General features: G+C 60.2%; 19 protein-coding genes. 10 read left to right on the top strand and 9 right to left on the bottom strand.

What is annotated here, in order from left to right; genetic code table 11:
- Positions 1 to 127: 127 nt before the first annotated feature.
- Positions 128 to 1,525: a peptide MFS transporter gene (locus G5195_RS17265; RefSeq protein WP_227341975.1), complete on the top strand. Its 1,398-nt coding sequence runs from the start codon at positions 128 to 130 to the stop codon at positions 1,523 to 1,525.
- Positions 1,526 to 1,599: 74 nt separating this feature from the next.
- Here G5195_RS17265 and G5195_RS17260 read toward each other — a convergent pair whose 3' ends face one another.
- Positions 1,600 to 2,571 (bottom strand): response regulator, encoded by a 972-nt coding sequence (locus tag G5195_RS17260; protein WP_421206036.1) that lies wholly within the window; start codon positions 2,569 to 2,571, stop codon positions 1,600 to 1,602.
- A 289-nt stretch (positions 2,572 to 2,860) separates the two neighbouring features.
- Here G5195_RS17260 and G5195_RS17255 point away from each other — a divergent pair, with 289 nt between their 5' ends.
- The 3 genes from G5195_RS17255 (at position 2,861) to G5195_RS17245 (ending at position 5,254) form a co-directional block, all read left to right on the top strand.
- Complete coding sequence (locus G5195_RS17255) at positions 2,861 to 3,559, top strand: DnaT-like ssDNA-binding domain-containing protein (RefSeq protein ID WP_005349201.1); 699 nt, start codon at positions 2,861 to 2,863, stop codon at positions 3,557 to 3,559.
- Between the two features lie 71 nt (positions 3,560 to 3,630).
- Complete coding sequence (locus tag G5195_RS17250; RefSeq protein ID WP_005349200.1) at positions 3,631 to 4,485, top strand: DnaA ATPase domain-containing protein; 855 nt, start codon at positions 3,631 to 3,633, stop codon at positions 4,483 to 4,485.
- A 133-nt stretch (positions 4,486 to 4,618) separates the two neighbouring features.
- On the top strand, positions 4,619 to 5,254 hold the full coding sequence (locus G5195_RS17245; protein WP_421222447.1) for an NAD(P)-dependent oxidoreductase: 636 nt from the start codon (positions 4,619 to 4,621) through the stop codon (positions 5,252 to 5,254).
- Positions 5,255 to 5,364: 110 nt separating this feature from the next.
- Here the strand turns inward: G5195_RS17245 and G5195_RS17240 are convergent, their stop codons facing one another.
- The 4 genes from G5195_RS17240 to G5195_RS17225 form a co-directional block, all read right to left on the bottom strand.
- The gene (locus tag G5195_RS17240) at positions 5,365 to 6,561 is read right to left on the bottom strand and encodes an ABC transporter permease (protein ID WP_421222445.1); all 1,197 of its coding nucleotides are present in this window, start codon (positions 6,559 to 6,561) and stop codon (positions 5,365 to 5,367) included.
- The gene (locus G5195_RS17235; RefSeq protein WP_421222443.1) at positions 6,561 to 7,715 is read right to left on the bottom strand and encodes an ABC transporter permease; all 1,155 of its coding nucleotides are present in this window, start codon (positions 7,713 to 7,715) and stop codon (positions 6,561 to 6,563) included. The genes G5195_RS17240 and G5195_RS17235 overlap by 1 nt, the downstream gene beginning before the upstream one ends.
- Positions 7,715 to 8,719: an HlyD family secretion protein gene (locus tag G5195_RS17230; protein WP_158111906.1), complete on the bottom strand. Its 1,005-nt coding sequence runs from the start codon at positions 8,717 to 8,719 to the stop codon at positions 7,715 to 7,717. Before G5195_RS17230 ends, G5195_RS17235 begins: the two co-directional genes overlap by 1 nt.
- Positions 8,720 to 8,792: 73 nt before the next feature.
- Positions 8,793 to 10,190 (bottom strand): TolC family protein, encoded by a 1,398-nt coding sequence (locus G5195_RS17225; protein ID WP_199258709.1) that lies wholly within the window; start codon positions 10,188 to 10,190, stop codon positions 8,793 to 8,795.
- A 292-nt stretch (positions 10,191 to 10,482) separates the two neighbouring features.
- On the opposite strand from G5195_RS17225, the gene dusB reads away from it, so the two are divergent.
- From dusB to G5195_RS17195, 6 genes are all read left to right on the top strand, one after another.
- Positions 10,483 to 11,448 (top strand): tRNA dihydrouridine synthase DusB, encoded by a 966-nt coding sequence (gene dusB / locus G5195_RS17220; RefSeq protein ID WP_019445016.1) that lies wholly within the window; start codon positions 10,483 to 10,485, stop codon positions 11,446 to 11,448.
- A gap of 26 nt (positions 11,449 to 11,474) precedes the next feature.
- Positions 11,475 to 11,771 (top strand): DNA-binding transcriptional regulator Fis, encoded by a 297-nt coding sequence (gene fis, locus G5195_RS17215; RefSeq protein ID WP_005309538.1) that lies wholly within the window; start codon positions 11,475 to 11,477, stop codon positions 11,769 to 11,771.
- 112 nt (positions 11,772 to 11,883) lie between these two features.
- Positions 11,884 to 12,765 carry a DMT family transporter gene (locus G5195_RS17210; RefSeq protein WP_337073361.1) on the top strand — a complete coding sequence of 294 codons (882 nt, stop codon included), beginning with the start codon at positions 11,884 to 11,886 and terminating at the stop codon, positions 12,763 to 12,765.
- A gap of 258 nt (positions 12,766 to 13,023) precedes the next feature.
- Positions 13,024 to 13,842 (top strand): DUF3100 domain-containing protein, encoded by an 819-nt coding sequence (locus tag G5195_RS17205; RefSeq protein WP_005339140.1) that lies wholly within the window; start codon positions 13,024 to 13,026, stop codon positions 13,840 to 13,842.
- Positions 13,839 to 14,288 (top strand): hypothetical protein, encoded by a 450-nt coding sequence (locus tag G5195_RS17200; RefSeq protein ID WP_033114935.1) that lies wholly within the window; start codon positions 13,839 to 13,841, stop codon positions 14,286 to 14,288. The genes G5195_RS17205 and G5195_RS17200 overlap by 4 nt, the downstream gene beginning before the upstream one ends.
- Complete coding sequence (locus G5195_RS17195) at positions 14,288 to 15,469, top strand: M20 metallopeptidase family protein (protein ID WP_421222441.1); 1,182 nt, start codon at positions 14,288 to 14,290, stop codon at positions 15,467 to 15,469. The genes G5195_RS17200 and G5195_RS17195 overlap by 1 nt, the downstream gene beginning before the upstream one ends.
- Before the next feature lie 89 nt (positions 15,470 to 15,558).
- On the opposite strand, the gene G5195_RS17190 is transcribed toward G5195_RS17195, so the two are convergent.
- From G5195_RS17190 to G5195_RS17175, 4 genes are all read right to left on the bottom strand, one after another.
- Positions 15,559 to 16,518: a LysR substrate-binding domain-containing protein gene (locus tag G5195_RS17190; protein ID WP_421222439.1), complete on the bottom strand. Its 960-nt coding sequence runs from the start codon at positions 16,516 to 16,518 to the stop codon at positions 15,559 to 15,561.
- A 135-nt stretch (positions 16,519 to 16,653) separates the two neighbouring features.
- A complete protein-coding gene (locus tag G5195_RS17185; RefSeq protein ID WP_421222437.1) occupies positions 16,654 to 17,280 on the bottom strand; it encodes a LysE family translocator in 627 nt (208 codons plus the stop codon).
- A gap of 104 nt (positions 17,281 to 17,384) precedes the next feature.
- A complete protein-coding gene (gene ilvN, locus G5195_RS17180) occupies positions 17,385 to 17,879 on the bottom strand; it encodes an acetolactate synthase small subunit (RefSeq protein WP_005311605.1) in 495 nt (164 codons plus the stop codon).
- On the bottom strand, positions 17,879 to 19,597 hold the full coding sequence (locus G5195_RS17175; RefSeq protein ID WP_043823044.1) for an acetolactate synthase 3 large subunit: 1,719 nt from the start codon (positions 19,595 to 19,597) through the stop codon (positions 17,879 to 17,881). The genes ilvN and G5195_RS17175 overlap by 1 nt, the downstream gene beginning before the upstream one ends.
- Positions 19,598 to 20,013: the final 416 nt, after the last annotated feature.

Below are 20,013 nucleotides of genomic sequence, written 5' to 3'. Positions count from 1 at the left end.
GAGTAAATAAACTCTCAGCAAATCATAATGTTGTAATTTATTCACGCATGTTCTATAAGGGTTGAGGCGTGTTTCTCGCCCTTGCATAAAAAACTCAAAAAAATATAAGACACAGGTGGAAGTTCCAATGAATAACCCGTCAAAAGGGACCTTTTTAGGTCACCCTAAAGGGCTTTTTTTGCTCTTTAGTACCGAACTGTGGGAGAGATTCTCCTATTACGGCATGCGTGCCGTACTGGTGCTCTATCTGACCGACCTGACTGCCAACGGCGGTCTGGGCTGGAGTCAGGCAGATGCCCTCAAACTCTACGGTATCTATACCGGTCTGGTTTATATCACTCCGCTGATCGGCGGCTGGCTGGCTGACACCTTCCTGGGTCAACGTCGCGCCATCCTGATCGGTGCCGTGCTGATGGCCGCAGGTCAGTTCACTCTGGCACTGCCCCACGCCATGTTCCCGGATATGGTCAACACCATGTTCTACACGGGCCTCGCGTTGCTGATCGTGGGTAACGGCCTGTTCAAACCGAACATCTCCACCATGGTGGGTGACCTCTATGAAGAGGGCGATCACCGCCGTGATGGTGCTTTCACCATCTTCTACATGGGCATCAACCTGGGTTCCCTGCTGGCAGGTGTGATCTGTGGTGCTGCCGCCACCGCCTACGGCTGGCAAGCAGCCTTCGTCGGCGCCGGTATCGGCATGCTGCTCTCTCTGGTGATCCAGGCCACCATGGCCCAACGTTTCCTGGGTGACATCGGTCGTGTCACTGCCGCCCAGCGCGCAGCCGCCCTGCGTACTACCGAGCAGAAAGCACCGCTGACCAAGCAGGAAGTGGATCGCATCAAGGTTATTCTGGTACTGGGTCTGTTCACCATCATCTTCTGGGCCGGCTTCGAGCAGGCCGGTGGTCTGATGAACCTCTACACCCAGGAGTATACCGACCGCATGATCGGCAGCTTCGAAGTGCCGACTGCCTGGTTCCAGTCCCTGAACCCCTTCTTCATCATCACTCTGGCACCGGTCGTTGCGGCCATCTGGATCAAGCTCGGCAAGAAAGAGCCGAACTCTCCGGTGAAATTCGCCATGGGTCTGCTGTTCCTGGCTATCGGCTTCCTGTTCATGGTGGGTGCCGTGCTACAGCAGGGTGGTGACAACACCGTCAAGACCTCCATGTTCTGGCTGGTTGGCGCATACCTGTTCCACACCCTGGGCGAGCTCTGCCTCTCCCCGATCGGCCTCTCCATGGTGACCAAACTGGCTCCGCTGCGTCTGGCTTCCCTCATGATGGGTGCCTGGATGGGCTTTATCGCCATCGCCAACTATGCTGCGGGCTTTATCGGCTCCATTGTTGGTGAAGCCGGCCCGATCGCCATCTTCGGTGGCATCGCCCTGGCTGCGGTGCTGAGCGCCCTGTTGCTGCTGACCATGGCTAATCGTCTGGTTTACTGGATGCACGGTGCCGAAGGCCCGGCCAAAGAGCCGCAAGCTCAAGAGAAGAAACTACACTCCGCCACCGTCTAAACGGTCAGGATTGTAGACAACAGACAGGGCGCCCATCGGGCGCCTTGTCTGTTTTGGTCTCTAGTCAAGCAGCCTCAGTGATGACGCACCTGCACATTGAGCGCACTACCGCTGTCGCTGCGAAACTGCAGATCGAATGGTTCATGCCAGCTGCGTTTGTGCAGAGCGTAGTGGCTGTTGCGCATCAGACCAAGCGGTAATCCACCCGAGCGCATCAACCAGTGGGGGGAAGTGAGCCCGGCATTGGCAAATACCAGCCCATCGTGCTGATCAAACAGCAGAGCAGCCATGGCAAAAGCGTGGCGCAACCCGGACTCCATCAACTGATGGTTTAGGTAGTCGAGCAACCGGTGCGGTTGGCTCAGCAAACGGCTCTCGTTCTGCTGAAACTGGCGATAGGGCACGTTCATCAGAGAGCGCACCAGCGCCCCGCAAAATCCTGCATCCGTCCCCATGATGGGCATCTCCATCACCAGCACCAGCAGCTTGTCTTCCACCTTGAAGGTATCGGGAATGAAGAGGTGCCCAAGCCCCTTGAACGTGACCTGCCAGGGGCCCCACTCCTGCAATCCCGGTGGCTTCAGCCCGGCGAGCAAACGGCTGGCAGCCCGATCATGCGCACTGAAGTAATCCATATGCGCCATCAATTCGAGCTGCTGAGCTCGCGTGGAACTCCCATTCAGGCACTGGTCGATACTGCGATCGACCAGTGCGAAGTTCTCGAGGGGCTTGAGCAGGTAGTCCCGAGCACCGGCACGCAAGGCACTGGCGACCGCCTCCATGGAGCTCTGGGCCGAAATGACGATAACCGGAATATGGGGATAGCGCGCAGAGAGACAGGCGATTACCTCGCGGCCATCCATATTGGGCATATTGAGATCGCACAGTACCACGTCGGGATGATAAATCGCTGCAGCTGACAACCCTTCAATTCCATCCTCAGCCTGAAACACCGTTGCCCCGTCCCGCGCGAGGTAACTCACTAACGAATGGCGAAAAACTGCTTCGTCTTCCACCACCAGGATCCGCAGTCCGGGTTTTGGCATGTTGACAAAAACCTTATGAGTCAATTGTTTATTTAAGTAATAAGACTAGTCTAAATCAGCAGAAATGCCGCGTGCCTTGCGTCACAAATAGCCGGATTGGCTAATCTGCATACCAAAATAGTGCAAGCTGCTGGATTATCGACACAATCCCGCTCTCCCTGCTCAACGCTCCGCGGTACGCTCAATTTTCACCACCCGACCATGCAGGGCACTCACTTGCAGTGTGACGAATTGTGCAGGAGAGCACCATAGGGGATAATGCCCCCCACTCCAGCTCGTGAAGAAGACCATGACCCCAGCCGAATACAGCGCCCTTGCCCACCCAAGATTGTCCCATCCGGCTCGCAGTCTCTATACCCTGCAGCTGCGCCGACTGGTGCTGGAAAATCAGGCGGCCCGGCTCAACTATCCCGAGCTGGGTCGGGCGCTGGCAGTGGTCGACCCGGGCGATCCCTGCGGCTTCTCGTTTCAGGTCAATGCCCGCCAGCTCACCGAGCTGTTCGATGAATTGATGGAGGCGGGCCTGCTGCAAGTCGAGGCTCAGCCCGAGAGTGAGCACTACCACCAGTGCCCGTTTCAGTTGCCGCTGCTGACCCAGAAACTGCGCAGCCCGCTGCCGGAGCGCCCTTTCCAGATGCATCTGCAGTGGCGACCGGACGAAGAGCTGCCCGCCCTCGCCCGTCTGTGCGGGGTGATCGATGCCAGTTACAGCGAAGAGGATCTGGGGGAGTTTATCGCCTACTGGCTGGGGCGCCCCGAGGTGTTCGACTCCCAGCATCAATGGATGCTCAAGTTCATTCGCGCCCTCAAGACCCGCCGCTATACCCGTCGCAAGCCGATGGAGGTGCAGGGCTACCAGCAGGTGACGCCGGCCCCGGCAGAGTCGGGCCCCAGCAAACGGGCCCAACAGATGATTGAAGAGGCCAAACGACTGGCCCAACAGCAGACGCAAGAACCCGCAGCGCAGCAGGAGCCGGATAATGATTGATAGCGGCCCCCGCCTGCAGGCAGAATCAACCCCTTGTCTACCCATCCCTGATCGAGCAGAAGGAGCATTCCATGACTGACCCGCAAGATCCCCTGCGCCAGGAGCTGGAAGAGATCGAAGCCAAGCGCCAGAAGATCGCCAAGGCCAAGCAGGATCACCGCATTCACGACCCGGAATTGAGTCGCCATGTGGGTGGCCTGCTGGAGCGCATTCGTCGCCTGCAACAAGAGACCGGTGGCGGCCAGTATGACTACGAGACCCTGCGCAAGGAGTACGACGCCAAGGCCAACGCCGAGGTGCGCGAGCTGCAGAAGGCAGCCCGCCAGGAACGGATTCAGAAACTGATCGCCCAGGCCGACCTCAACCCCGACTGGGTGTTCGACAAAATGGATGCCGGTGACCCGGCGCTGCAATACCCTATCGAAACCGCCCGTTACTTTATCAGCGGCTTCGAGCACTGGGAGAAGAGCGGTGGCGGCTGCATGCTGATCTACGGCGACTACGGCACCGGCAAGTCGACCCTCGCGGGGGCGGTAGCGCATGAGCTGATCGCCCGTCACCAGAAATCGGTGATCTTCCAGCAGTGGGCCTCCATCGTCGATCGGCTGTTCTTCAACGTCATCCCCGATCAGGACGAGCGCAACCAGTACCGCCGCGCACTGGAAGAGGTGGATCTGCTGATCATCGACGAGGTATCGGCCAACCGCGCCAAGATGGCGGAGAGCCAGTCCAGCTTCCTCGGCCACCTGCTGCGCCGCCGTCGCAACCTGTCAAAGAGCGTCATCATCATCACCAACCACACGCCCCAGAGCCTGCATCAGGCGATCGGTGATTTCAGCTATGAGGCGATCAAGGCATTCAATCCGGTGGATATCCACCTGAGCGGCCCAAGCCGTCGCCCCAGCATCGGCAACTACAACGGCTGATCCCTCTCAAAGAGTGCGAGTCGCTGACGGCTCGCACTCTCTCCTCCCTGCCAGCTCACAAATAGAAAAAACTCTCATTTACAGCAGGCGAACAAGCCACTAGGCTAGCCCCTTTTGCCAAGGGAGCTCAGCTATGCCAACCACACTGATTTTCGGAGCCAGCCGCGGGCTGGGCCGCGCCTTTACTCATCACGCCCTGAGCCAGGGTCACCGGGTCGTTGCGCTGGTACGCAACCCCGAGATGGCCACAGAACTAGGTGCGCTGGGAGTTGAGGTGATCGAGGGGGATGCGCTGGATCTGGCTGCGGTGCAGCAGGCATGTGTTCTGGCGGGACAAGATGCACAGGTCGTCTCTACCCTCGGCAGCTTCCGTCAAGCCGCGCCGGTGGACTATCAGGGCAACCGCCATGTGATCGATGCCATGGAGCAGGTAGGCCTGAAACGGCTGCTGCTGGTCACCTCCCTCGGCTGTGGCGACAGCTGGCAGTATCTGCCGGAGCGGGCCCGCGCCGCCTTCGGTCACGAGGTACGTCTCAAGAGTCTGGCGGAGAGCTGGCTGCAGACCAGCGCCCTTGCATGGACCATTCTGCGCCCGGCGGGCCTGCAGGATGGCGACGCCACCGGCCGCGCCGAACTGAGTCAGGGCAAGGAAGTACACGGACTGGTGCGCCGTGCCGATGTGGCCGCCCAAGGGCTGCGTCTGCTGGCGGATGAGACGGCGGTGGGGCAGATCTACGCCATCGGGGATCCCACGCTCCAGCGTGGCTAAAGCAGCAGTAAAACCGCTTAACCCCACCACATAGCAAAACGGTCAGCCCAAGGGCTGACCGTTTTCGCCTTACCGCACACGCCATCTTGCTCGCGCTTGCACCATCCCGCTTAACCGGCGGTCGTCTCACTCTGTACGACCGGCTGACTGGCCACCGGCAGCGACTGCTGCCGCCAACGCAGCAGCAGGCAAGCCAGCACGCCGTAGAGCAGCGCCAGTCCCCACAGCTGCCACCAGTAACGGGAAACCTGCGCGAAGTCGGCCCCCATCTGGTTAAGGCGCAGAAAACCCTCGATGGCCGGGATAGTGGGCACCCACTGAGCCAGCCAGTTGAGGGGCGCCGGGATCAGCTCGAGCGGCCAGATAAAGCCCGCCAGAAAGACCAGCGGCAGGGAGGAGATCAACACCACCTGAGTGGGCAGATCCCGCCGGGTAAAGATCGCCCCCAGCACAATACCGAACCAGCAGGTCGCCAGCAGGAACGGCAGGGCGAACAGCCATAGCTGCACAGGGTCTGCATGACGAGCGATATTGTAGTGATCGAAGCAGAAGCCGAGGAAGTAGCTCACCGGTAACAGAAACAACCCCGCCAGCACCAGGGTTCTGGCCAGCAGCAGCGGCAACACCGGCGCGCTTTGCCAGTAACCGTGCTCGCCGCGGCAACTGCGCTGGTTCTGGGTCGCACCCAGGATCCCCGCCCCCATCAGCAACACCTGATGGAGGATCAGCACGAACACCGCCGGCACCACGTAGTTGACGTAGCCCATGGTGGGGTTGAACACCGGCACCACGTTGAGGGCCACCGCATTCCAGCCCATGGCCGCTTGTGGCAGTGCCTCGCCGTGGCTCAACAGCCGCGCCACCTTCACCTGCGCGGCGAGAGTGCCGCCAGCCTGCGCCAATCCCTCGGCAATGGTACCGTAGACCAGAAAGTAGGAGGCATCACCGGCATAGCTCAGGGTGACGCTCTTGCCCAGCATCAGATCCCGATAGAAGTGGTTGGGGATATGCAGGATCCCGCTCGCCTTCCCGGCCATCATCAGCTGCCGCGCTTCATCCAGTGAATTGGCCCGCGCCACCAGCTTCACCTGCGGCGTGGCATCGGCCATAAACTCCAGCTGACGGGACAACTGACTGCCATCCTCGTTGACCATCACCACCGCCTCTTCCCGCGGCAGCTGATGCAGATAGGGCTGGGGATAGAGAAACGAGTAGAAGATCACCCCGCCAAACAGGGTCAGCATGATGGCGCGATCCGCCAGCAGGGTGCGCAGCTCTAGGCGCAACAGATCGACAAATCCCAGCATCACTCAGGCTCCTTTTCGGCGACTGCCACTGCGGCTGATTGACGGGCCAGCTCGGCCTGCTGCTTGTAACGACGTACCACCAGCAGCAGGGGGAGCAGAAACAGCAGCAGCGCCCCCAGTTGCGGCAGGGCGGATGCGAGGGGCAGACCATAATTGCTCTGACCAATCTGCAGCTCGACATAGTGAGAGACCGGCAACAGGCTGCGCCAGAAGCGGGCGAAATCCCCCATGGCACTCACCGGAAAGGTGACCCCCATAAAGGCAAAACCGGGCGCAGTGTAAGCCCCCGCCAGCGACAGGGCGCGGGCCGGATCCCGAATGATGCCGTAGAAAAAAGCCCCCATGGTGACGCAGGCTGCCGAGGCGAGCCCCAGCCCCACCAGCAATACCAGCCAGCTACCGTGCATGGGGTAGGAGAAGCCCTTGAACAGCAGCAGTGTCCAGACAATTCCCCAGCCCCAGCCAATCAGCATGTGGGGCAGCAGGGTGCGCCAGAGGCCAAACCAGACACCGCGAGTGGTCCAGTCCAGCCCCAGCCGATCATTACGGGCCAGTGCATTGAGGCCGAACAGCACCACCAGGATCTGCCACACCGCGGGCAGAATGGCGCTCAGCAGAAATTGGGCATAGCTGGAGTTGAGGTTATAGAGCGCAGTGACCTGACTGCTGATGGGCACCGACTGCCCGAGCGCGCCGGGCAGCGCCTTGCCATCGGCCATCGCCTCCAGCACGCCGACCTGACCGTTAAGGGTGCCTACCACCTGCGCCAGCGCAGAGTTGACCAGCTTGGCGATCAGGATGAACTGGCCGTTGTTGAACACCGTCACCTGCGGCTGGGTGCCCTGACGGGCATCCCGCTCCAGATGGTTGGGGATCACCACCAGCGCATAGATGTCGCCACCGCGCAGGGCGTGGGCACCGGCATCGATGGAGTCGAACTGTTGCGCCACCTTGAGCCCCGCCGAGCCATCCAGCGAGAAGGCGAGCTGGCGCGAGAGCATGCTGTGGTCGAGATCCACCAGCCCCACCTTGAGGTCGCGGGCCAATCCTGCCGAGAAGATCCAGCAGAGGATCCCCATCAGCAGCAGCGGCACCCAGCTCATCAGGGCACGACTGAAGGGATCCTGCCACAGCAGCCGAAATTCACGTCCCATCAGAGTTCAACCAGCACACTCATGCCAACCCGCAACCCCTCAACCGGTTGCAGCGGGCGAGCCTCCACCAGGAAGCTCTTCATGTCGAAGCCCTGACGGGTATCGGTGGCACGCCAGGTGGCGAAATCCCCCATCACGGCCACATGGGTCACCTTGAAGCGCACGGTCTGATCGCCAAGGCCCGGGATGCGGGCATCAAACTCGGTACCGACCGGGAAGCGGGGCAGCAGATCCTCGCGAACGTGGAACTGGGCCCAGGCATCGCTCATGTCGAGCAGGGTCACCACCGGGAAGCCTTGTGGCGCCAGCTCGCCGCTACGCAGCAGTACCTGACTCACTTCACCATTGTGGGGGCTGGTGATGCGGGTGTCGGCCAGATAGGCCTCAACCTCGGCAACAGAACCCGCCGCCATCTTGGCCTTCTCGCGAGCGGCGATCTTGGTCTCTTCCCGCGCCCCTTCCAACGCCATCTGGTACTGTTGCCACGCCATCCCTTCGCTGTAGCGTGCAGCTTGCCACGCGGTCCAGGCCTCGTCGCGTTTTTGCAGCGGCATTACGCCGTCGCGGTGCAGGCTGGCGACCCGCTCATAGGTCTTGCCACGCAGTTGGGCGGCAGCCTTGGCTTTTTGCCACTGATCCTTGGCGGCAGCGATCTGTTGGGCTCGGGCCCCTTTCTCTGCCTCTTGCGCCAGCGCCCCCGCAGCGGCCTCACCGGCCTTGGCCTGGCTCAGCTTGGCTTCGATCTCGGGGCTCGCCAGGGTAAAGACCAGCTGATCCTTGGTCAGCTGATCACCCTTTTTCACCAACACTTCGTCGATACGACCCGGCACCTTGGAGGAGACCGAATATTGCTGCGCTTCAATCTGCCCTTGCAGATGCACCGGCTCCGGCTGATAAGCGAGCCAGAAGCGCCAGCCCAGCCAGACCACCAGGATCACCAGCACCAGCGGCAACAACAGCGGTTTACCCTGGCTCATCTTCTTTTTGATGGGGGGATGGCTCATCACTTCACCTCGACAAACGGGCGACCCTTGGCGGTCGAAACAGAGATAGAAAAAGGAACGGGCTGGAGTGCGATCATGAGTTCACCTCGATCACCTGACCGTGCTGATATTGATTGAAACTGTTCATCTGGCCGGAGAGCGCCAGCAGACGGGCCAGAGACACCACATATTGATAAGCCGCCGCCGCACGCTGGGTCTTGACCCCCGCCAGCTGGTTCTGGGCATCCACCACATCGAGGGAGGTCGAGAGCCCCTGCCCGAAGGCTTTGTCCCGCAGCAGCACGTTCTCCTCTGCCAGCGCCTGGGTGGAAGAGAGGGATTGATACTCCTCCAGCCCCTGCGCCGCTTCACGCCAGGTCTTCTCAACGAGCAACTCCAGATCCTGACGGGTCTTGGCCTGCAGCAGATTGACCTGCAACTCGGCACTCTTGGCGGCCTGCACCGTCTCGGAGCGGCCATCGCGGCTCACCAGCGGCATGCTGACCCCCACCCCCACCAGCCAGTCCGGCGCAGTCTTGGAGGCGAGTGAATCATCTTCATAGAGGTTGTAGTTGCCGAACAGGAACACCTCGGGGGCATATTTGCCCTGCTCGACTCGGATCAGCCCCTTGGCCTGCTCCTTCTTGGCAGTGAGCAGCTTGAGACCGGGGTGCACCTCCAGGGTCTGGCTCACCAACCCCTCAAGGCGCGGCAGCTCCTTGTTGACGAACAGGCCGCTGCCCGGCTGGGCATTTGGCAACTTCAGCATGCGGCCAAGGGCCAGCTCGGCGATCTCGAGGCTGCGGCGCGCCTTCTGGGTATCGATGCGGGCCCGATCATAGGCCGACTGGGCGGAGAGGCACTCCACCCTGGCTATCTGCCCCTGCGCTTCGAGCTTCTTGGCGTGATCCAGATGGTGGGCCAGCCCCTCTTCGATCTCCTGTTTGGTCTGCACCACCTGAGCAGCCAGCACCACACCGAAATAGGTCTGGGAGAGGCTCTCGAAGGTGGATTGCTGCTTGAGCACCAGCAGCTGCTGCGCCTCGCTCACCTGCGCCTGACGGATATCCTGCGCCGCATCGATGCGGCCACCGGCAAAGAGCGGCCAGAGCATCTTGACCGAGCTGGTCACCACATTCTGTTTGGTCAGGGGAGTGACAAATGCGTTGGCCCCGACCCCGAACAGGCTGCCGAGTGCCAGGATCAGATCTTTCTGCTTGGCCAGCGGATTGAGATCGAGGGCATCAAGTTCAATCGGCTGATCAAGATGGGTATAGCTGGCCCCCAGATCCACCTTGGGCAGATACATATCCTTGGCCGCCTCGCGCAGCTGCTTGGCCCGATCGACCCCGGCCTGCTCGGCAGCCAGCCCTTCATCCTGCTGGATGACCCTGGTCCAGGCTTCACCGAAGCTGATAGTTTGCGCCTGCGCCGACCCCAGCACGGCCCCCATCAGACACGGCCAGAGTGATTTAATGAACCTTGACGTCATAGATCCCCAATCCGCTTTTGTTGCATAAATGTTTGGAGCATTTGCTCGACTTAAGCCCGCTATCATAACGCAAAGCGGGCCTGCAAGTGGACTGACAATTATGCAGGCGTCCGACCCGAATGGTACAGCGCTCACTCTCCGGCAATCTGGCCGTTTTTCAATAACTCCAGAATTTGCAAGCCTTGGCGCGACGTTTTTTTCAGAAAAAAATGGCTGACGCTCAAATACTAACCTTTTCTCCTGCCTAAAAAATGCGTAATATACGCCGCCCTAAGCCGATGGTAACCGTGGAATGCAGATAGGTCCCCACACGCTTGAAACTCCCTTGATTGTGGCTCCCATGGCCGGTGTAACTGACCGACCATTCCGTGAACTTTGTTTGCGATTGGGGGCTGGCATGGCCGTTTCCGAGATGCTGCTGGCCAACCCGGATGTCTGGGATACCCAGAAAACCCGGATGAGGATGGATCACTCTGCAGAAGGCGGATTGCGATCGGTCCAGATTGCCGGAGCCGACCCCGAGATGATGGCGTTTGCTGCCCGCTACAACGTGGAGCAGGGCGCACAGATCGTCGACATCAACATGGGATGTCCGGCAAAAAAAGTGAATAAGAAGTTGGCAGGTTCTGCCCTGCTGCGTGCCCCCGATCAGGTCAAAGCAATTTGCCGGGCCGTGGTGGATGCAGTGGAGGTGCCTGTCACCTTGAAGATCCGCACAGGATGGGATCCGGATAACCGCAATGGCGTGGAGATCGCCCGAATCGCCGAAGATTGCGGTATCGCGGCCCTTGCCGTGCATGGTCGTACCCGTGCCTGCCTCTACAAGGGCGAAGCGGAGTACGACACGATCAGGGCGATTAAGCAGGCCGTATCGATTCCTGTTGTCGCCAATGGTGACATCAACAGCCCGGAGAAAGCCCGGTATGTCCTCGACTATACCGGTGTTGACGCCGTGATGATCGGCCGAGCTGCGCAAGGACGACCCTGGATTTTCCGGGAAATCCGTCATTTTCTTGAGACGGGCACCAAGCTGCCGCCTCCCGAGAGGGAAGAGGTTCGCACCCTGATGAACGAGCATGTAACCAACCTGCACCGGTTTTATGGTGCATATCTGGGAGCGCGCATAGCCCGTAAACACGTGGGCTGGTATCTGGATGAAGAAGAGACGGGCCGAGAATTCCGTAAGCACTTCAATGCCCTGGATTGCGCAGACGCGCAACTTGAGGCACTCGAAGCGTATTTCGATGGATTAGGTTAACAAGATAACTAAAGAGCCGACCGAATATGTTCGAACAAACCCTGACTTCTGATGCATTGGTAACAACTACTCACAATCACGCTGCCGAGCCGACCCAGCGCCCCCTGCGTGACTCTGTGCAACAGGCCCTGCGTAACTACCTGGCCCAGTTGAACGGTCAGGAAGTGATTGATCTGTACGATATGGTTCTCTCCGAAGTCGAAGCGCCGATGCTGGACGTGATCATGCAGTACACCCGTGGTAACCAGACTCGCGCTGCCGTGATGATGGGTATCAACCGTGGCACCCTGCGCAAGAAGCTCAAGCGTTACGGCATGAACTGATTGCTGGCCGCGAGCCGCGACGGCGGTTCAAGGCAGATGCGAAAGGCGCCAGGTAGCAATACCTGGCGCCTTTCCTTTATGCTCTCCTCTCCATTTCACCATGATGACCCCGATGAACCGCACTCCCCTGCTGCTGATGGTACTGGTCACCCTGCTGGCCGCCGCTGGCTGGCTCTTCTCGAAAGAGGCGATCCGCGAACTGCCCCCTGCCGCCTTTATCGGCAGCCGCTTCCTGCTGGCGGCGCTGCTGTTGCTCCCCTTGGCTTGGTTGCGTGAACCGCCGCCGACTCGCGCCCAACTGGTGCGCGCCGCCGGTTGCGGCACATTGCTCGGTGCCAGCCTGCTGCTGTGGGTCACCGCCATCAGCCAGAGCAATGCGCTCGGCAGCGGCGCCTTTATCATGAGCGTTGCGACCCTGATGGCCCCGCTGGCCGCATGGGCCGCCTTTCGGGCCAAACCCGGCCGCCACTACTGGCTCACCCTGCCCATCGCCATCGCCGGTTTGCTGCTGCTCTCCAGCAGTACCCACTGGGGCGTGTCGCTCTCGCTGTTCTGGTTTCTGGCGGCGGCCACCACCCTCGGTATCCAGCTTGCCGTCCATCGCCACTTCGCCCAATCCATTGCCCCCACCTGGCTCACCTGCATCCAGCTGGCGATGACCGGCCTGCTCGGCACCCTGCTCTCCCTGCTGACCGAACAGTGGCCCGAGGCTGGAGTCAGCCACGGCATCTGGGGCTGGTTTGTGGCGAGCGTCTTGATCGCCACCACATTGCGCTACTGGCTGCTCACCCATGCATTGAGCAAGATGACCACCGCCCACGCCGCCCTGATGATGCTGCTGGAACCGGTCTGGACCCTGCTGCTGAGCACCCTCTTCTACAACGAACCCCTCGGCGGCGCCAAACTGGCCGGTGCCGGACTGGTACTCGGCGCCCTGGTGCTCTACCAGCTCCCCCTGCTGCTGCGCAGTGCACGGCTCAAAACGCCCGTCTGATCCGCGTCACCGCCCTGCGGGGCGGTGTCACCATTTCCCTCCTGTTTGCTTATCTTGTCCTGCCAATGCTGACGTTCTGTTAACGGCCTTTAACCCTTGGTATCCAGAGGGTTAAAGGGCATACCCCATGAAAAAATGCCATATGGCCAGCTTGATGAAGGTCACATTCCTGCCCCTCTTCGCTCCTTATGATGCCCCCATCATCGGTCTGGACAATCCTGACGATGGCCACACATGGGAATAACAAGAGAAAAAACTATGCAGCAAACCAGCCCCCTCAAGACGGTCACGGTCAGCATATTGGCAACCGCCATGCTGATCTTTGTGGCCCAGTACCTGATAGGTAAACAGGAGATCAAGATAGGCATCGCCATCATCCCGATCCTGCCGATGCTCTTTGCCGTCATCATCGGCATGATTGTCTCCGCCAAACCGGTCAAGGATCGCATCCCCGGCTGGAAACAGCTCTTCACCGAAAAAGAAGAGGGCTTCTGCGGCAAGATGGTGGGCTTCAGCCTGCTGATCCTGGGTACCCAGTACGCGGGGATGATCATCCCTAACCTGAAGATGATCCTGAGCGTCGGCGTGCCGCTGTTCTTGCAGGAGATTGGCAACCTGCTGCCGATCCTGATCGCCATTCCGCTGGCGGTGAAGTTCGGCTTTGGCCGCCGCGCCATCGGGGCCTGCTCCTCCATCAGCCGTGAGCCGTCCGTTGCGGTAATTCAGGGCAAGTTCGGCACCGGCTCCCAGGAGTACATCGGCGTGCTGGCCATCTACCTGTGCGGCTCCGTCATCGGTACCCTCTGGTTCAGCGTGCTGGGCAGTATAGCCCCGCTCACCGGTCTGCACCCGCTGGCGCTGGCTGCCGGCTCCGGTGTGGGCTCAGGCTCCATGCTGAGTGCCGCTTCCGGCGCCCTGATCAACGGTCTCGACGAAGCACTGGCTCAGCAGGTGCTGAGTATCGCGGCAGCCTCGAACCTGCTCTCGTCTGCCCTCGGCGCCCTCTCCCTCACCTATCTGGGTCTGCCGCTCGCTGAAAAAATCTATGCCCTGACTGCCAAAGGAGAGAAAGCATGAAAAGCATCGTAATGGATATGCGATTCGTCTTTCTGGCGATCCTGCTGGCTATGTTTACCCAGACCCTGACCACCGGCACCCCGCTCTGGCTGATGGGTGACAGCTTTATCGCCATGTCGCTGGTGGTGTTCGCCTCGCTGATTGCCAAGCGCTACCTGCCCTCCTCCCTGCCGGCATTTGCCTATGCCACCATCATCGGCATTCTCATCTGCCTGCCGGAAACCCCGGTGCGCGGCCTCTTCATTGACGCCGTAGCCAAGATCTCCTTCCTCTCCTGCTGCGTACCGCTGCTGGCCTTTGCCGGTCTCTCGGTGGGCGGTCAGCTGGAAGAGCTGAAGAAGATGTCCTGGAAAGTGATCCTGATCTTCATGATCGTCTCCACCTGCTGCTTCTTCGGCGCCTCGCTGGTGGCCCAGCTCGGCTTCTCCATTCAAGGGATCATCTGATGAACAACATCCACATTGAACCGGCCCTGCTGGCCCTGCGCGACTTCAGTCAGGAAGTGCGCCACCATCTGCACACCATTCCGGAAGCCTCCGGCGTCGAGTTCAAGACCTCGGCCTACTGCCGCGAGCTGATGGCAGGCTTTGGCTACCGTCTCACCGACTACCCGGGCTTCACCGGTTTCCACGGCGATCTGGTAGTTGATCCTGTGCTGCCGACCATCGCCTTCCGTGCCGACATGGATGGCCTCGAGATGCACGACATGAGCGAGGTTGCGTTCAAGTCGACCCACGAGGGAATGGCCCACAACTGCGGTCACGACTCCCATATGGCGATCGCCCTGACCGCAGCCAAGTTTCTGGCCGCCAACCGCGATCGCCTGCAGTACAACGTCCGCTTTATCTTCCAGATGGCGGAAGAGGATATGCGGGTGCCGGGCGCCGAGAAGATGGTCGAACTGGGCTGCATGAAGGGGGTGGACGAGATCTATGCCCTCCATAACGACGGCGCCATGGAGACCGGCACCATCAAGTTCAACCACGGTGTCATGTCCTCCTGGGGCTCCGCCTGGACGTTGGATGTGCACGGTATATCCGCCCACGGATCCACCCCCCACAAGGGGCTGGATGCCATCCGCGAAGCGGTGCGGATCATCGAAGACATGGACTACATCGTCGCCAAGCGCACCAGCCCGTTCAGCCCGGCGGTGTTTGGCTGCGGCATGATCAACGGCGGCACCATCCCCAACGCCATCGCCGACCATGTGCAGGCGCGCGGCACCATCCGTGCCATGGATGCCGAGACAGACCAGATCCTGAAGAACAGCTTCAAGGAGATCGTGGCCCAGAGCGAGCTGCGCGGCTTCAAGACCAAGATGGTCTATGCCGGGTATCCGGCGGTCGAGAACCACGCCGATGCCTGTGCCCGCCTGTTGCAAGCGGCCGCCGACGTATTGCCCTCTGAGGGGATCAACGCTCAGGGTCAGCCGATGACCGGCAGCGAGGATTTCAGCTACATGGTCAACGCCTGCCGTGGCCGCAAGGGGGCCATGTTCTTCCTCGGCAGCGGCTGTCAGGCCAAGGGGATCTGCAACTATCTGCATGCAAACCCCTACTACCTCGATGACGACTGCCTGCTGGTCGGAGCCCAGATCTTTATCAACCTAGCGACCCGCAGCGCTTAATCTCGCATCCCGATAAAACCAGAAGAGAGGCAACAGCCTCTCTTTTTTGTCTCTGCATTCTTGCTCTGTGTACGACAAACAACCCGCGGCTAGAGCCACGGCAACTCCGCCATATTGGCAGTCGGCGGCTGGTTGATAAGGTGCAGTTGCACCGTCTCCCGGCTGATATGGGGGGCGTAGAGGTGGATAAAGTCGTACATGTAGTCACGCAGATGGGCATGCTTGCGCAGGCAGATGTGGGTGGCGCTCGAGGCGATCAGGTGGTCGATGTTGAAACTCACCAGATCCTCCCGATCCCCCTCGTCGAAGGCCACACTGGCGATCACCCCGACCCCCATACCAAGCCGGACGTAGTGCTTGATCACATCGGTATCGGTGGCGGTCAGCACTGTTTTCGGCGAGAGACCGTGGCGGCTGAAGGCCTTGTCCATCTTGGAGCGTCCGGTGAAACCGAACACATAGGTGATGAGGGGATAGCGGGCCAGATCTGCCATCGACAGCGGCTGGCAGTCGATCAGCGGATGACCATGGGGCACCACCACGCTGCGCCCCCAGCGATAACAGGGGACGGCGGCCAGCTCGTCGAACAAATACATGGACTCGGTGGCGATCGCCATATCCACATCGCCGCTTTGCACCATCTGAGCCAGTTGGGCAGGTGCCCCCTGATGGAGCTGGATCGCCACATCGGGATAACGACGGCTGAACTCGGTGATCACCGTTGGCAGCTTGTAGCGCGCCTGGGTGTGGGTGGTGGCGATACGCAGCACCCCGCTGGTAGCCAGTTGCTCCCCGAGCGACAGCTGGTTGATCTGCTCCACCTGCGCCACTACCCCCTTGGCCAGCTCCATCACCTGCTCGCCTGCGCTGGTCAAGCCGACCAGATTCTTCCCCTTGCGGGTAAAGAGGGCGAATCCCAGCTCATCTTCCAGCATCTTCATCTGCTTGCTGAGGGTCGGCTGGGAGGTATAGAGCTTCTCCGCCGTCGCCGAGATGTTGAAGTTGTTCTTCACGATCTCGGTAAAGTTCTTGAGCCGGGCGATGTTCATCTGGGCAAGGGATCTCGCTGCTGCGGCCAGTGGGGCTGACCTGAAAAAGAGAGAGCGGGGCTGGCCCCGCAGCTGACTGCCGACCATACCACAGCGCGGTGCACGATAATCTGCCTCAGGTCAGAAAGCGGCGAGCTAGTCGCTGGCGAGCTTGATCCCGAGCCCGACAAACAGGGTGCCGATGCCCCGGTTGAGCCAGCGGCCGAGACGCTGTGACAAGCGTACCCTGTGGCTGGCATAGACGGTGGTAAAGACCAGCAGGTGACACCAGATGATACCGCCCAGGTTGAAGATGCAGCCGAGCAGGATAAAAGCGAACGCCTTGTCGGGGGCATCCGGTGCGATGAACTGGGGCACGAAGGCGAGGAAAAAGAGCGCCACCTTGGGGTTGAGCACATTGGTCAGCACTCCCTGCCGGTAAATCTGGCCATATGAGAGGGCAGGCAGGGTGGCCCCTCTCTCCATTGCACCCGTAGCCTGCTGGCGCAGCAGGGAGAACCCCAGATAGATGAGGTAGATGGCACCAGCCAGCTTGATGAGGGCAAACAGTTCGGCCGACGCGCTAAGCAGGGCCGACAGACCGAGGGCCGCCGCCAGCACATGCACCATGACACCTGTGCCGATACCCAACGTCGTGACTGAACCGGCACGCCACCCTTGCGAGCCGCTGCGCAGCATAACCAGCAGGGAATCCGGCCCCGGCATGATGTTGAGCAGCAGCCCCGAGACCATAAACAGTGCAAGATCATGAATACCGAACATCACCCCTCCCCTCGTAAAGAAAAACCAAACAAAAAGGGCTCCGCAGAGCCCTCTTTTCTTTCACTCTGCGGCAGCTGACGCGTCATCAGCTGTTCCGCCAGCCATCAGGGCCGCAGCGCCTTGTCCGCCCGCGAGATGCCGCAGACGCCGGAGCGCACCACTTCGATGATCTCGTTGGTCTGGGCGGCAGTCTTGATAAAGGCATCCAGCTTCTCGCTGGTGCCCACCAGCTGTACCGTGTACTGCTCGGGGGTGACGTCGACGATCTGGCCACGGAAGATATCCGCCAGCCGTTTCAGCTCGTCACGGGCCCCACCGGCGGCGCGCGCCTTGACCAGCGCAATCTCCCGCTCGATATGCTCCCCTTCACTCAGGTCGCACACCTTGAGCACATCCACCAGCTTGTGCAGCTGCTTCTGGATCTGCTCCAGCACCCGCTCGTCCCCCATGGTGACTATGGTCATGCGTGACAGGGTGGGATCCTCGGTCGGCGCTACCGTCAGGGTCTCGATGTTGTAGCCGCGCTGGGAGAAGAGACCCACCACGCGGCTCAGGGCGCCGGATTCGTTCTCCAGCAGTACTGAAATGATGTGTCTCATCAGGTTCTCTCCGTCTTGCTCAGCCACATCTCATCCATGGCGCCAAACTTGATCTGCATCGGATAGACGTGCTCATCCGGGTCGACCGAGATATCCATGAACACCAGCCGATCCTTCATGGCGAAGGCTTTCTCCATGGCGCTCTCCAGCTCGGCCGGATCGCTCACCGCGATACCGACGTGGCCGTAGGCTTCCGCCAGTTTGACGAAGTCCGGCAGGGACTCCATGTAGGAGTGGCTGTGACGACCGCCGTAGAACATCTTCTGCCACTGCTTGACCATGCCCAGCGCACGGTTGTTGATGGAGATGATCTTGATGGGCACCCCGTACTGCATGCAGGTAGAGAGCTCCTGAATGTTCATCTGCACCGAACCATCGCCGGTGACGCAGCAGACCACCGCATCCGGGTTGGCAAACTGGGCCCCCATGGCGGCCGGAATGCCGAAGCCCATGGTGCCGAGGCCCCCTGAGTTGATCCACTGGCGCGGTTTGGCAAACGGGTAGTAGAGGGCAGCAAACATCTGGTGCTGGCCCACGTCGGAGGCAACGAACGCCTGACCCTGAGTCACCTTGTAGAGGGTCTCGATAACCTGTTGCGGCTTGATCTGGGTGGCCGACTTTTCGTAGGCCAGACAGTGACGGGAGCGCCATTGGTTGATCTGGCTCCACCAGTCCGCCAGCGCCTCCTTGTCGTTATCGAAGCCACACTCGCGGATCACTTCCAGCATCTGCTCCAGCACGGTTTCCACCGAGCCGACGATGGGCACATGGGCCTGCACCGTCTTGGAGATGGAGGTGGGGTCGATATCGATATGAACCACGGTAGCATTGGGGCAGAACTTGGCCACGTTGTTGGTGACGCGGTCATCGAAGCGGGCACCGACAGCGAAGATGAGATCCGCGTTGTGCATGGTCTTGTTGGCTTCGAAGGTGCCGTGCATCCCCAGCATGCCGATAAATTGCGGATGGACGCCGGAGAAGGCCCCCAGCCCCATCAGGGTGGTGGTCACCGGCAGGTTCAGCAGCTCCGCCAGTTTGGTCACCAGATGATCCGCGTTGGCATTGATGGCGCCACCGCCCACGTACATCACCGGGCGCTGGGCATCCACCAGCAGCTTGGCTGCCCGCTTGATCTGCCCCTTATGACCAGACTTGGTCGGGTTGTAGGAGCGCAGGGAGACCGTCTCGGGATACTGGTAGGGGAATTTCTCTTTCGGGTTCTGCACATCTTTGGGCAGATCCACCACCACCGGCCCCGGGCGGCCGCTGGCGGCAATGTAGTAGGCCTTCTTGATGGCCTCGGGAATATCGCTCGCCTTCTTGCACAGGAAGCTGTGCTTCACCACCGGGCGGGAGATACCGATCATGTCGGTCTCCTGGAACGCATCCTCACCGATCATGCTGGTCGGCACCTGGCCGGAGAGGATCACCAGCGGAATGGAATCCATATAGGCGGTGGCAATACCGGTAATGCAGTTGGTCGCTCCCGGGCCCGAGGTCACCAGCACAGTCCCCACCTTGCCGGTGGAACGGGCGTAACCGTCCGCCATGTGAACCGCGGCTTGCTCATGCCGCACCAAGACATGCTCCATCTTGCCGTTTTCGAAGAGAGCGTCATAGATGTCGAGCACTGAGCCACCAGGGTAGCCGAAGACGTGCTCAACTCCCTGATCTTCCAGCGCTCTAACCACCATCTGGGCGCCTGATAACATCTCCATGATAAAGCCCTCCAGGCTTTGCTCCGTTTAGCGAATCCCGCCGACGATGCCGTGCTTCCCGGCACGGCCCGATCCGTTTCTTGTTGTTATCTGAATGCAGATCGGCCCAATTCAGCCCCGTCGACAGTAGAAAAAAAGGATTTTTCCATCATTGACCCGAAAATCGGGTGAAAAAACAACTTAACCCGCTTCATAACGCTTGTCCACGGCTTTATCTGACCAGAACAGTCATACATTTCAACCAGCTATTAACATTCAATGACTTGCCGCTGCGACCATGAGACAAAAGGGAAGGATGTCGGGGAATGGCCAGTGGATCATTCCGCAGAGGAGAAAAACATGTCTAGTCCTGAAATAGGTTTACACATTTTCAACTAGCATTTCTCTACTCAGAACCCCCTATGTACCGCATCGGG

The sequence above is a fragment of the Aeromonas sp. 601039 genome (genome assembly GCF_049174415.1).
Taxonomy (GTDB): Bacteria; Pseudomonadota; Gammaproteobacteria; order Enterobacterales; family Aeromonadaceae; genus Aeromonas; species Aeromonas veronii_A.
This window is presented reverse-complemented; position numbering and strand designations above follow the sequence as displayed.